Here is a 12,836-nt window from a genome sequence, read left to right as displayed (position 1 = left end):
CTCCATCCGGGCTACGGATCGCGGCACACACTCATCGTCGTGACATTAGCACCGATCGGATGGCCGAAAATCTCCGATAGCGTCTGGCAGCGTCCCGCCTCGCACAGGTGCCATTCGCCCGCGGCGCCGGAATTGCCGAGCACGACTTCCACCCTGGGCACCGGCTGCGGCGACCATTCAAACCAGCCATCGACGAGGCGCGCCTCCGGCGGCGGCTCCATGCCGGCGCCAGTGCCCCTGATGCGCGCCTGTTGCAGCGTCAGCCCGGCCGGCGTGACCTGCCAGTCTTCCTGCCAGGCGGTCTTCTCGATCGAATGCGTCCAGCTAAGCGTGAACGCCGCAATCGACAGCGCCTTCACGACACCGGCGGATGCGAGGCAGAGGCTCAAGCCGCCGCCACCACATCGCGCGGACGCTGCCGCCATTGCCACAGCACGACAGCCGCCGCGAGCGTGAAGCCCGCCGTATCGGAGAACCGGAAATCGCCGAGCAGGCAGAGCGCGGCGCCGAAGGCGACCACGATCTCGATCAGGGTCAGCCGCGTGAACAGGAAGCCGATCGCGACGATGCCGAACAACCCGATCGCCACCAGCGCCTTGAAGGTCGCCAGCGCGACCGCGCCATAGAACCCGAGTTGCACGGCCATCGGATCATTGCCTTGCAGCATCAGCGCCGGCGAATAGACGAAGATGAAGGGGATGACGTAGCCGGCAAGCGCGATCCGCATCGCCTCCCAGCCGATCTTGTCCGGATTCTCCTTGGCGATCGGCGCCGCCGCCAGCGCCGCGAGCGCGACCGGCGGCGAGAGGTCGGCCATGATGCCGTAGTAGAACGCGAACATGTGGCTTGCGATCAGCGGCACGCCGAGCTTGGCCAGCGCAGGTGCGGCGAGCGCCGCGGTGATGATGTAGGTCGGGATCGTTGGGATGCCGGTGCCGAGCAGGATCGACAGCAGCATCGTCATGATCAGCGCCAGGAACAGGCTCTTGGCGCCGAGCCCGATGATCCAGCTGCCGAAGATGGTGCCGACACCGGTCTGTGTCATCATCCCGATGATGGTGCCGACGATGGCGCAGGCCATGCCGACGGTCAGCGCCGACTTGGCGCTGTCGGCGAGCGAGTCGCGGCAGGCTCGGAGCGTGGCGCGGCCGCCGCGCGTGATCGCAGCGATGACCATCAGACCAACGACGACGCTGGCCACCGGAACGATCTCGAGCCCGTGGCGTGAGACTGCGGCAACCACCAGCGCGAGGCCGATCCAGAAGATGTAGCGCACGACGGTGTTGGAGAAGCCGAGCGTGATGCTGGCGCCGAGGATCAGCGCGACCGTCAATGCGAGCCCCATGCTGCCGGCATAGAGCGGCGTGAAGCCTTCGAACAGCATGTAGACCAGCGCTGCGAGCGGCAACACGAGATACCAGCGGGCGACGAGTGCCTTCCAGGCGCTCGGGATTTCCGAGCGCTTCATGCCGACGAGGCCATGCTTGCCGGCTTCCAGATGCACCATCCAGAACGCCGAGGCGAAATACAGGATCGCCGGAATCACGGCGGCCTTGACGATCTCCGAATAGGGCACGCCGAGCGTCTCGGCCATGATGAAGGCGACCGCGCCCATCACCGGCGGCATGATCTGGCCGCCCATCGAGGCGGTGGCCTCGACACCGGCGGCGAACGCGCGGCGGTAGCCGAACTTGATCATCAAGGGAATCGTGAACTGGCCGACGGTCACGACGTTGGCGACGCCGGAGCCGGAGATCGTGCCCATCATGCCCGAGGCGAACACCGCCACCTTCGCCGGTCCGCCACGGGTGCGGCCGAACAGGCCGAGCGAGACGTCGGTGAACAGCTGGATCATCCCCGCGCGCTCCAGGAACGAGCCGAACAGGATGAACAGGAAGATGTAGGTCGCGGACACGTAGATCGGCACGCCGTAGAAGCCTTCGGTGCCGAACGAGAGATGAGTGACGATCTGGTCGAAATCATAGCCGCGATGGTTGAACGGCGACGGCAGATATTGTCCGAAGAACCAGTAGAGCAGACAGGCGCCGCACATCAGCGGCAGCGCCGCCCCCATCAGCCGCCGCGTACCCTCGAAGATCAGGATCGCGAGCAGCGTGCCGACCGCAAGATCCATGTGGGTCGGATCGCCGTCGCGGGCGATCAGGTCGGCATAGAAGATCCACTGATAGAGCCCGCAGAGGAAGCCGCTCGCGCCGACGATCCAGCTCACTGCGCGGCCGAAATCGGTCTTGGCGGTGAAATTGCCGATCAGGCCGAAGGTCAGCAGGATCAGGAAGCCGACATGGACGCCGCGCACCACCTGGCTCGGCAGATAATTGAAGGCCGCGACGTAGAGCTGGAACACCGCGAAGGCGAGACCGATGGCATAGGCCAGACGCCCCCAGTTGCCCGGGCCGAAGCCCTCCGGAAAGCCGTGCTCGAAATTGTCGAATTCAACCTTGATGGGCTGCTCGCCCGCAATTTGCTGCTGCATATGATTAGTCCCCCGCCGTGCCCGCGACGCTTATAGCACCTTGGCCAAATCGTCATGCGCGGGCCTGACCCGCGCATCCATCGCAAAATAATGTCCTTAGAGGATGGATGGCCGGGTCGAGCCCGGCCATGACACCTCGAAACGTAGCTGGCCCTACTTGATCAAGCCCTTTTCCTTGTAATAGCGGATCGCGCCGGGATGCAGCGGCACCGGGCTGCCGGTCGCAGCGGCCGCCAGCTTGATCTCCTTGCCCGCGGCGTGGGCATTGGCAAGCTCCGGCAGCGATTCGTAGATCAGCTTGGTCATCTGATAGGCCAGATCGTCCGACACCGCGCTCGAGGTGACGAGGTAGTTCACGACCGCCGCGGTCGGCACGTCCTTGTCCTGGCCGGTATAGGTGTTGGCCGGAATGATCACGGAGACGAAGGGCGGGCCGATCTTGTCGACGGTCTCCTTCGGCACGGCAACCACGGTGATCTCGCTGGAGGTCGAGAGGTCCTTCAGCGAGGCCACGCCGAGGCCGGCGGACTGCAGCGTGGCGTTGAGCTGGCGGTTCTTCATCAGGTCGACCGATTCGGCGAACGGCAGATACTCGACCTTGCCGAGATCCTTGTAGCTCATGCCGGCGGCCGCGAGGATCGCGCGCGAGTTGAGCTCGGTGCCGGACTTCGGCGCGCCGACCGACAGGCTCTTGCCCTTGAGATCGGCGAGCGTCTTGATGCCGCTTTCGGCGGTGGCGACGATCTGGATGTAGTTCGGATAGATCGCGCCGATGGTGCGCAGCTTGTCGAGCTTGTTCTTGAAGCCGGCTTCGGCGTCGCCTTCCCAGGCGGCTTTCAGCGAATCGCCGAGCGTGAAAGCGATCTCGCCGCGGCCCTGCTGCAGCAGCACCAGGTTCTCCACCGAGGCCTTGGTCGCCTGCACCTGGGTCTTCACATCGGGGATCTTGTCGCCGTAGATCTTCCCGATCGCGACGCCGAGCGGATAGTAGACGCCCGAGGTGCCGCCGGTGAGCACGTTAATGAACTGCTGGGCCTGTGCGACAGGCGCGGACAAAACACTGGCGGCCACGATCGCGGCAGCCATCAACCTTGAATTCATGAGTATTATTCTCCCCTAAGCCGGGCCGGAAATTGGCCGCACACCCCTGCCGGGTCAACCCATCCAAATGACGCATGCAGGGCCGAAAATCCCTGATAACAGCACCACTTTACCTGCGCAGGAACCCTGTGCCTGCGAGCGGGTTGAGGTGCGCAATCTCGCCGCGAGGTATCACTTGCAGCCGTCCGGGACGCCCGTTGAGCACGCGCTTGATGCGTTGAACTTCTTCCTCGCCGACGTGCGGGACGGGCTCGGCCCTTATCTTGCGATCTACCTCCTAACCGAACGGAGATGGGACGAGGCCTCGATCGGGTCGGTGATGTCGATCGCGGCGATCGCCGGGATCGTCGCCCAGACACCGGCCGGTGCCCTGATCGACCGCAGCCGCGCCAAGCGCACCTTGATGATCGCAGCCGCGCTCGCCGTGACCGCCGCCTGCCTGCTGCTGCCGCTGCTCGACCACTTCGCGCTGGTCGCCGCGACCCAGGCGCTTGCGGCCGCCTCGGGCTCGGTGTTCGCGCCGGCGATCGCCGCGGTGACGCTCGGCATTGTCGGCCCCAAGGCGTTCGCGGCGCGGACCGGCCGCAACGAGGCCTTCAATCATGCCGGCAACGCGGTGGCCGCGGCGATCGCCGGCGGCACCGCCTACTGGTTCGGTCCCGTCGTCGTGTTCTGGCTGCTCGCGGCAATGGCGCTCGCCAGCGTCGCCGCGACGCTCTCGATCCCACCCGCCGCCATCGATCATCAGGTCGCGCGCGGGCTCGACGATATCGCGGAGGAGCACGGCACGCTGCATGACCGGCCATCCGGCTTTCGCGTGCTGCTGACCTGCAAGCCGCTGCTGATCTTCGCGGCCGCGACCGTGATCTTTCATTTTGCCAATGCCGCGATGCTGCCGCTGGTCGGACAGAAGCTCGCATTGGTCAACCGCAACCTCGGGACATCGCTGATGTCGGTCTGCATTATCGCGGCGCAGCTGGTGATGGTGCCGGTTGCGATGCTGGTCGGGCGCAAGGCCGACGTCTGGGGCCGCAAGCCGATCTTTGCCGTGGCGCTCGCGGTGCTCGCTATTCGCGGCGCGCTCTATCCGTTGTCGGACAACCCGTACTGGCTGGTGTCGGTGCAATTGCTCGACGGCATCGGCGCCGGAATCTTCGGCGCGCTGTTCCCGCTCGTCGTCGCCGATCTCACGCACGGCACCGGGCATTTCAACGTCAGCCAGGGCGCGATCGCCACCGCAACCGGCATCGGCGGCGCGCTGAGCACGGCGGTCGCCGGGTTTATCATCGTTCACGCCGGCTACAGCGCCGCATTCTTGTTCCTTGCGGCCGTCGCCTGTGCCGGGCTGATCGGCTACTGCGCGTTGATGCCGGAGACATTGCGAACGCCCACGACGACATCACGCACAACTGCATTGGCATCGCAGAACGGATGATCTGATTCGCGGTTGGTGCGCGGCGGCAACTCGATTTGATGTCCGACAATGGTGCAATTCCGCTTCGGCATCGACCCGACACCACAGTCATTAACGTCGTCTCGCGATGACACACGCACGCAACGTTTCCGGTGCGGTGCACAGTCAGACGCGATTGCTCTCATGAACGCCAGATGACGCATTTGTTGCGCCTGAAACTGCGGCAAGACGTGGCGATTCCGCGATCATTTGAGTCGAATTGAATCCTTTAAGGTTAGCGAACCAATCAATGTATGAACCAGAAATTTCCATGATTGCCGCCGCTCATGGATGTACGAGTCAGGCCGGGGTAATTACGGATAAGGCGGGGCATGAACCACATCAGTCACATCGGACAAACGCGAGCCGGCTGGTTCGGACATCGCAAGCTGACCCCACGCGCATGCATTGCGGACAGCAAAAAACACCTTCGGACCTTCCTCGCAGAGGCGCTGGAAGACCTCGGCTTCATCACCAGCGAATGCGGCCAGGCTTTGGAACTCGACACCGTGCTGGACGCGGAACGGCCCGATCTTCTGGTGCTCGGCGTGTCCGTGGACGGCATCGAAGTCAGTAAAATTCTCGAGACTTTGGTGAGAAAGGACTACGGCGGCAAGGTCCTCGTCATCGGCCAGCCGGACTCCATCATCGTCAAAGCGGTCCGGCAGATCGGCGATGAGTACGGTATCGCCATGCTGCCGGCGCTCTCCACCCCGTTCAGCGCCGGAACCCTTCGTGACAGTCTTGCGTCATTGATGCCGCTCGAGCCCGCACCGAGCCCGGCAGTGGATGTGCCCGAAGCGCTGAAGGCCGGCTGGCTCGAGCTGTGGTATCAGCAGAAAATTCATCTCCGGACCTTGGTTCCGAGCGGCGCAGAGGCGCTGATCCGGATGCGCCATCCCGCATGGGGCGTCGTGCCGCCTGCCTACTTCATCCCCGACGAAAGCGATCCGCATTTTCATGCGCTGTCCGAGTTCGTGATCGAGCGCGCGATCGAGGACTGGCGCTATCTGCTCGAACAGATCGGACCGGTCGATCTCTCGATCAACCTGCCGATCTCGTTTCTCGCCGACGATCACGCAGTGCGCGAACTTTGCTACCGAATTCCGGATCATGCCGCCTTCGCCGGCCTGCTGATCGAGATCGACAGCACCGAGGTGGTCGACAATCTCGACCTGGCGATCGATGTCGCCCGGCGCGTTCGCCTGCACAATATCGGCATCTCGATCGACAATGTCGGCGCGAACTGGCCATCCTTGCTGGGATTGCCGAACTTTCCGTTCGTCCAGCTGAAGGTCGATCATCAATACGTCACCGGATGCGCGGATCAGCGCCTGAAGCAGACGGTGTGCCGGCGTATCGTCGAGCTCGCACACGACGCCGGCGCGCAGGTTATTGCGCAGGGGGTCGAGACGCGCGCGGACTTCCTCGCCGCGCATGAGATGGATTTCGATCAGGTCCAGGGCTACCTGTTCGGCAAGCCGATGGGCGTCAAGAAGTTCGCCCGCTCGCGCATGCACTTCTCGGAGAAACAACCCGCGTCCTGAGGCATGGCCTCCGGTCAGGCTCCAGCGTCGCGATCGATCGCGCGCAGCGCTTCGCCGCGCGCGATCAGGCGCTTTGCGTTGGAATAGGTCGGGACTTCGAGCAGCGAGCCGTCAAGTTCGACACGCCCGAGGCCCTGTGCCCGCGCCGCTTCGAACGCAGCTACGATCCTGCCCGCCTGGCGCAACTCATCTTCGCTCGGCGTGAGCACGCCGTTGACGATGGCGGCATGCGTTGGATCGACCAGGCTCTTTGCGGTGTAACCCAGCCGTCGCGCCCAGATCGTGTCGCGCTCGACGCCCGCAGCATCGCTCCAGGTGTAGGGACAGTCGACCGCGACGACATTGGCCGCGCGACATTCGACAATGAAGCGCTGCCGCGCGTAAGCGAGCTCCAGGCCATCGCTGCCGCGCTCGGCGCCAAGATCGGCGGCGAGGTCTTCGGCGGCCATCAGACAACCGATGGTGCGCCGGCTCGCCGCCGCGATCGCGCCGGTCTGCACCAGGCCGCGCGCGAACTCGATGTTCGGCAACAGCGACGTCGATCCCTCGGCGATGCCATTGTCGCGCTCGAACCGTGTCACCGCCTCGTCGAGTCTCGCGACATGGTGCGGCTCGGCGACCTTCGGCAGCGCGACGATGTCAGGATGGCCGCGCATCACGGCGGCAAGATCGTCCATGCCGTCCTGGTCCAACGGATTGACGCGGACCGCGACCACCACGCCCTGGTCGCGCCAAGCCGCGTAGAGCTCGGCCGCCAGCGCCCGCGCCTTCGGGCGCAGCGGCGGCGGAGTGAAGTCCTCGAGCTCGTGGATCAGCACGTCGGCGCCGCTGGCGGCCGCGTTCTGCAGAACCGCCTCGTTGGCGCCTTCGAGAAACAGCCAGGAGCGGCACAGCGGGGCCGGGCGCAGCTTGCGCATCACGCGGCCCGCCCAGCCGTCACTGAAACGTCATGTCGAGGCATTTCGAGATGTCCGAGCCGAGACCGGACGAGATGGTGATGCAGCCGCGGATCTTCTGGGTGTTGGTATCGCTGGCCCAGATCGCATAGCCGCCCGGACCGAAGAACGAATTGGTGTTCGGCGGCTCGGTCTCGGTGGCGTCGAACGTGTAATTGCCGTCGGTCTCGAAGATGCGCGGCTTCTTGGTGCAGCCGCCGTCGGCCTGCACGTTGATGACCTCCTTGTTGTCCCGCGTCAGCGCCAGCGAGACCTGGCAGCGGAAGTATTCGGAGGTCTTGGCGTTGAACAGGTAGGCGTAGGACTTGCAGGTCGACGTGTTGAGCTTGCCGGCCGACAGGCCGCGGCTGCAGGAGATCCGCTGGTTGTTGGAGAGCTTGAACTCGTCCGCCTGCGCGACTGACGCCAGCGCCATGAACGACAGAGCGACACCGATACCGATCTTCATGACGTGGATCATCGCGATCACCCCCAGGTAGTGTTTCCGCCAATCGAGGCGTTTGTAAACGGTAACGCGAAGATAGTCGCCAAGCTTGATGCGGGAAATCACAAAGTCGCCGGTGGACGATAGCGGTCGCGCCGATTGTCGTATTGACGCGCAAATGCTGTTCGTGATTTGTTCAAGAACGTGGGGACGACGCCGTTTTTCTCGGCCGGAGGTGGATCATGACGCATTTTTTGACCAAGACCTTTATTGCGACTGCGGCGTTTGCCGCGCTGACGACATGCGCATTCGCGCAGGAGGCTGCGCCCTGGGAGCTGAAGACCGACATGGGCTACGCCTATGACAAGGACGGCAAGACCTGGACCTACAAGATGGGGACCAGCAATGCCAACACGCTGCTGAAGGGCGCCAAGAAGGTGCCGAAGGGGACGCTGTTCTTCATCGGCCACAACGGCCAGCTCTACATGCGCTCCGGGCCCTATCTCGAGGGCGACGGCAAGTTCATGTTCGGCTCGAACTAGAGCGCTTTCGAGCGACGTGGACGCCGGTTCGCGTGAAGAAAACGCGTCAAGAGAAGGGTCTGGAGCTTCGGTTCTGATTCAATCAGAACCGACGATGCTCTGACGTCTTCGGCAGACCTCAGAACGCCGCGGCCAATTCTCGTGCGCCGGGCTTGTTGCTGTTGAAATCCATCCGCTCGTTGGTGATGGCGAGCAGCTTGGCCACGGTGTTGTGACGGATCGCGACCGGATTGCGTTCGTAGCCGGAGCGCTGGAAGAAATTCGTGGTCGGCACCTGCTCGCGCATCGCCTGCGGCATGGTCACCATGTCGAGCCCGGTGCCGTCGCCGGTCAGGTTCATCATCTCGAGTTCGGCCGCGGTCAGCGGCCTCGTGTAGCCCTTGTTGCGGGCAAAGATCACCGAGGTCAGCAGCTTGTGGGTCTGCAGCATCGGGCCGATATCGATGTCGAGCACCATGGCGTGACAGGCCCAGCCCTGCGGCGTATCGGCGAGGCGCTGATGCGCCGACCAGTCGTCGGGCACGGTCAGCGTGAACGCAACCATCTTCTTCAGCACCGCGAGCTTGTGCTCCATGGCCTTGCGCGCCGGCCCCTGCGTCGCCGCCACCCGCGCAGTCAGGTCCCGGACGAATTCATGGCCCTGTTCGGCCAGGAGCTCGACGGTGTTGGTGGTGAGCAGCTGGTTGTAGCCCATCGCAGTGGAGATGGCGCGCTTGCCGCCATGCTCGATGCCCGCCTGTACGTCGTAATTGCCGGTGCCGCCGGTCTCGAACGAATAGACCCGCACCGCCTGCTCCGGCGTCAGCCCCGCGGCACGCGCGTAGCGAGCATAGGCGCGCTTGAACTCCACCTCGCTCGACGGCCGCTGCGGCGTGAACTGGAATTGTTCGGCCGCCGCCCTGACGAGATCCGAGACCACCGGAATGGTTTTGGGCGGACGCGGCGGCTTGCCGCCCTCTTCTTCCGGCGCCGGATTGACCGGCCGCTTCGGACCCTCGTAGACCGGCGGCTGTTGCAGCACGTAGTCGTCGAGCGTGATCTGCACGCGGTCGCGGCGCTTGGCGTTGCGGCCGCGCCGCTTGTCGGCGATCGCGCTCCAATAGGCGGTGGCGTCCTGCTCGAAGGCGTCGCGCGCTGCCTGATATTCCTGCAGCTTGCGGCGATACTCCATGATCGCCTGCGGGGAGGCCTGCGCCATCGCATTGGCGACGGACGGCGGCAACGCATCGGCCTCGCCGGCCGATACCGACGGCGCGCTGGCGGCGAGCGCGAGCGCGACAAATCCAGGAACGAGGCGAATCAGTTGCGGGCGCATGGCCTCGTTGTAGCAAGCGCCGCCGCGAAGTCAGCCCGGAAATGTCCGGAGCGCAAGCGGCCGGATGCCGCGATCAGGTCCAGAATTTTCGCCACAATGCGGTGTTCTCGGAGCAAAGCTGTGGAGATTGCGATGAGAATGGCACTCTGGCTCGCCACCGCCGGCGCGTTGACGCTCGCCGCACCTGCGCACGCCGAGCGTCCGGATTGCGGGTCGTTTCCGGATACGCGCTCACGGCTCTCTTGTTACGAGAATGTGTCGCGGGCGCCGCCGGAACCCGCGACCGCAGCGCATTCGCCTGTTGCCCAAGGCACGGTAATGAAGATGAACGCCCGCAAGCGGCGTCACAAATAGCCGCATCGTTGCGGCCTACTTCCATGCGAATACCGGCTGCTCGAGATCGGCGACGCGGGTGTTGCGGCCGGCGAGCACCTCACGGAACTGATAGATCAACGCGGCGGTCGGCGCATGTATCTGCTGACCACCGAGCCGGAAGCGGATCACGCGCCGCGCGCTCTCGGGAATCGTGACGAAGCTGAACGCATCGTCGAGCTCGATTGCGTCGAGGCCGATGCGATGGACGGACGCGACCTCGTCCGGGTTCGGCGTGATCGGCGCATGCGCACCGGCCCAGACCACGACCGGCGTGATCAGATAGCCGGATCGCGTCGGATAGTCGTCGAGCATGCCGAGCACATCGCGTTCGGACAGCGCGAGGCCAAGCTCCTCGTGCAGTTCGCGCAGTGCGGCCTGGGGCTGGGTCTCGCCGGCGTCGCAGCGTCCACCGGGCAGCGCCCATTGCGCGGCGTGGGCGCGCAGGCGCGCGCTGCGGCGGGTCAGCAGGAAGGCGGTGCTGCTGTTGTCATCACCCTCGGTCAGCGCGATCGCGACCGCGGCGCGCTTCAGCGTCGGCGCGGCGTCGGCCGGCGCGAGGCGCGCGAACGCGGCGCAGAGCTCTGCGATATTCCGCCGGGTGGCATCGTCAAATGTGCGGGCCATGGAGCTTGACTACAACACAACAGCGTTTGATGAAATGAGCGGAACGACATGCCTCCTGCGATCAATCATTTGCAAGCAAGGGATCCCTCCTCATGACGGCCAAGGCCGCGGACAAACTCAAATCCGACGGCTGGAAGATCGCCGACACCACGGGTTTCCTGACGCTGATCGGCCCGTTGTGGGAGCGGCTGAAGGACGGCGCGCTCGAGCTCGCGCTGATCACCGAGGACAAGCACCACAATCGCCGTGGCCTCGTGCAGGGCGGCGTGATCATGACCTTCGCCGACCGCGCCTGCGGCATGGCCGCACGCTTCGTCTCAGGCAAGCCGACGCTTGCGACGGTGCAGCTCGACACCCATTTCGTCGAGGCCGGCAAGATCGGCGAGATCCTGACGACGCGTCCGCGCGTGGTGCGCTCGACCCGCAGCCTGATCTTCATCACGACTGAGGTCACCGTCGACAAGCGCTGCATCGCGATGGCCAACGGCGTGTTCAAGATCCTGAAGAACGAGAGTTGATCCTTGTCATTCCGGGATGGTCCGAAGGACCAGACCCGGAATCTCGAGATTCCGGGTTCGATGCTGCGCATCGCCCCGGAATGACAACAGGAAAGGAAAGCCCGATGCAATATCGCCAACTCGGCCGCAGCGGCCTGAAGGTCTCGCCGATTTGCCTCGGCACCATGATGTTCGGCGGACCGACCGACGAGGCGACCTCGTCGCGGATCGCGGCGAAGGCGCGCGAGGCCGGCATCAACTTCATCGACAGCGCCGACGCCTATAATGGCGGCAAATCCGAGGAGGTCGTCGGCCGCGCGATCTCCAACGCCCGTTCGAACTGGGTGCTCGCGACCAAGCTCGCCAATCCGATCGGCGACGATCCGAACCATGGCGGGCTGTCGCGGCGCTGGGTGCTCCAGGCCGCAGACGAAAGCCTGAAGCGGCTCGGCACCGACTACATCGACGTCTACTACCTGCACAAGGAAGACCACACGACGCCGCTCGACGAGACCGTGCGCGCGATGGGCGACCTGATCCGCGCCGGCAAGGTGCGCTATTTCGGCGTCTCCAACTACCGCGCCTGGCGCGTCGCCGAGATCTGCAACATCTGCGACCGACTCGGCATCGACCGTCCCGTCGCGAGCCAACCCTATTACAATGCGATGAACCGGATGCCGGAGGTCGAGCATTTCCCGGCCTGCGCTTATTACGGCCTCGGCATCGTGCCCTACAGCCCGCTGGCCCGCGGCGTGCTGACCGGCAAATACGCACCCGATGACGCACCGCCCGCCGACACCCGCGCCGGCCGCAACGACAAGCGGATGATGCAGACCGAGTGGCGGCCGGAATCGCTGCAACTCGCGCAGGAGATCAAGCGTCACGCCGAGAGCCGCGGCATCACCGCCGGACAGTTCGCGGTGTCGTGGGTGCTGAACTCGTCGTTCGTCAGCGCGGTCATTGCGGGACCGCGCACCGAAGCGCAATGGGACGACTACATCCGCGCGCTCGACTACCGCTTCACCGCCGAGGACGAAGCCCTGATCGACCGCCTCGTCGTGGCCGGCCATCCCTCGACGCCGGGCTTCAACGATCCGGCCTATCCGATCGAAGGGCGCCGCGCGCGGACCGGATAGCGTCCAGGCTTCGGCATTCCGCTCGGCCACGCCGAAGTCACGTTTCGTAGCTTCCGAATTGCGCAAACGCCGCGTCGGCTGCACCATCAGCGCATGGAAATGCTGATGCTGGTGCTGCAATGATAGCATCCAATGTACTGGACTGGATCGTGGCTCTCCTGGTGTGCTGGGCGAGCCTGACCGCGATCTTCGAGCCTTCGCGCGGGGCCTCGCAATGCGATGCTCCCATCGTGATGAGCAGCGCGGCGCAATCGCCGCCGGCGATTCCGACGCAGGCGGAGTTCGAGGAGATGATGCGGGACATGAAGCTGCACGACTGAGCAAGGCTGCGGAAAGCTTATCTCTTCCAAATTGCGTCCCCGAAATGAAACA

The 12,836-nt window shown here is 64.6% G+C and carries 13 protein-coding genes; 6 read left to right on the top strand and 7 right to left on the bottom strand.

Annotation, left to right across the window (positions count from 1 at the left end):
* Positions 1-11: 11 nt before the first annotated feature.
* The 3 genes from ACOIX3_RS04615 to ACOIX3_RS04605 form a co-directional block, all read right to left on the bottom strand.
* Positions 12-425 (bottom strand): DUF1850 domain-containing protein, encoded by a 414-nt coding sequence (locus tag ACOIX3_RS04615; RefSeq protein WP_420968614.1) that lies wholly within the window; start codon positions 423-425, stop codon positions 12-14.
* Positions 386-2,494 carry a TRAP transporter permease gene (locus ACOIX3_RS04610; protein WP_420968612.1) on the bottom strand — a complete coding sequence of 703 codons (2,109 nt, stop codon included), beginning with the start codon at positions 2,492-2,494 and terminating at the stop codon, positions 386-388. The genes ACOIX3_RS04615 and ACOIX3_RS04610 overlap by 40 nt, the downstream gene beginning before the upstream one ends.
* Positions 2,495-2,647: 153 nt before the next feature.
* Entirely contained in the window at positions 2,648-3,595 is a 948-nt protein-coding gene (locus ACOIX3_RS04605; protein ID WP_420968610.1) for a TAXI family TRAP transporter solute-binding subunit, read from the bottom strand.
* Between the two features lie 148 nt (positions 3,596-3,743).
* Between ACOIX3_RS04605 and ACOIX3_RS04600 the strand changes: the two genes are divergently transcribed.
* Both ACOIX3_RS04600 and ACOIX3_RS04595 read left to right on the top strand, forming a co-directional pair.
* The gene (locus ACOIX3_RS04600; protein ID WP_420968608.1) at positions 3,744-5,030 is read left to right on the top strand and encodes an MFS transporter; all 1,287 of its coding nucleotides are present in this window, start codon (positions 3,744-3,746) and stop codon (positions 5,028-5,030) included.
* Between the two features lie 350 nt (positions 5,031-5,380).
* Entirely contained in the window at positions 5,381-6,595 is a 1,215-nt protein-coding gene (locus ACOIX3_RS04595; RefSeq protein ID WP_420968606.1) for an EAL domain-containing protein, read from the top strand.
* A 14-nt stretch (positions 6,596-6,609) separates the two neighbouring features.
* Here the strand turns inward: ACOIX3_RS04595 and ACOIX3_RS04590 are convergent, their stop codons facing one another.
* Entirely contained in the window at positions 6,610-7,512 is a 903-nt protein-coding gene (locus tag ACOIX3_RS04590) for an HpcH/HpaI aldolase/citrate lyase family protein (RefSeq protein ID WP_420968604.1), read from the bottom strand.
* 19 nt (positions 7,513-7,531) lie between these two features.
* Positions 7,532-8,011, bottom strand: coding sequence for a hypothetical protein (locus tag ACOIX3_RS04585; RefSeq protein WP_420968602.1), 480 nt, complete (start codon positions 8,009-8,011; stop codon positions 7,532-7,534).
* Between the two features lie 206 nt (positions 8,012-8,217).
* Between ACOIX3_RS04585 and ACOIX3_RS04580 the strand changes: the two genes are divergently transcribed.
* A complete protein-coding gene (locus ACOIX3_RS04580; protein WP_420968600.1) occupies positions 8,218-8,517 on the top strand; it encodes a hypothetical protein in 300 nt (99 codons plus the stop codon).
* A gap of 118 nt (positions 8,518-8,635) precedes the next feature.
* Here ACOIX3_RS04580 and ACOIX3_RS04575 read toward each other — a convergent pair whose 3' ends face one another.
* On the bottom strand, positions 8,636-9,832 hold the full coding sequence (locus ACOIX3_RS04575; RefSeq protein ID WP_420968598.1) for a hypothetical protein: 1,197 nt from the start codon (positions 9,830-9,832) through the stop codon (positions 8,636-8,638).
* 369 nt (positions 9,833-10,201) lie between these two features.
* Entirely contained in the window at positions 10,202-10,831 is a 630-nt protein-coding gene (locus ACOIX3_RS04570) for an NUDIX hydrolase (RefSeq protein WP_420968596.1), read from the bottom strand.
* Between the two features lie 92 nt (positions 10,832-10,923).
* Here ACOIX3_RS04570 and ACOIX3_RS04565 point away from each other — a divergent pair, with 92 nt between their 5' ends.
* From ACOIX3_RS04565 to ACOIX3_RS04555, 3 genes are all read left to right on the top strand, one after another.
* A complete protein-coding gene (locus ACOIX3_RS04565) occupies positions 10,924-11,349 on the top strand; it encodes a PaaI family thioesterase (RefSeq protein ID WP_420968594.1) in 426 nt (141 codons plus the stop codon).
* A 104-nt stretch (positions 11,350-11,453) separates the two neighbouring features.
* Entirely contained in the window at positions 11,454-12,464 is a 1,011-nt protein-coding gene (locus ACOIX3_RS04560; protein WP_420968592.1) for an aldo/keto reductase, read from the top strand.
* A gap of 119 nt (positions 12,465-12,583) precedes the next feature.
* Positions 12,584-12,784: a hypothetical protein gene (locus tag ACOIX3_RS04555; protein WP_420968590.1), complete on the top strand. Its 201-nt coding sequence runs from the start codon at positions 12,584-12,586 to the stop codon at positions 12,782-12,784.
* The last annotated feature ends 52 nt before the right edge of the window (positions 12,785-12,836 follow it).

The sequence above is a fragment of the Bradyrhizobium sp. B120 genome, from assembly GCF_049075665.1.
GTDB lineage: Bacteria > Pseudomonadota > Alphaproteobacteria > Rhizobiales > Xanthobacteraceae > Bradyrhizobium.
Note: the sequence above shows the minus strand (reverse complement) of the source record. Positions and strands in the feature narration are given on the sequence as shown.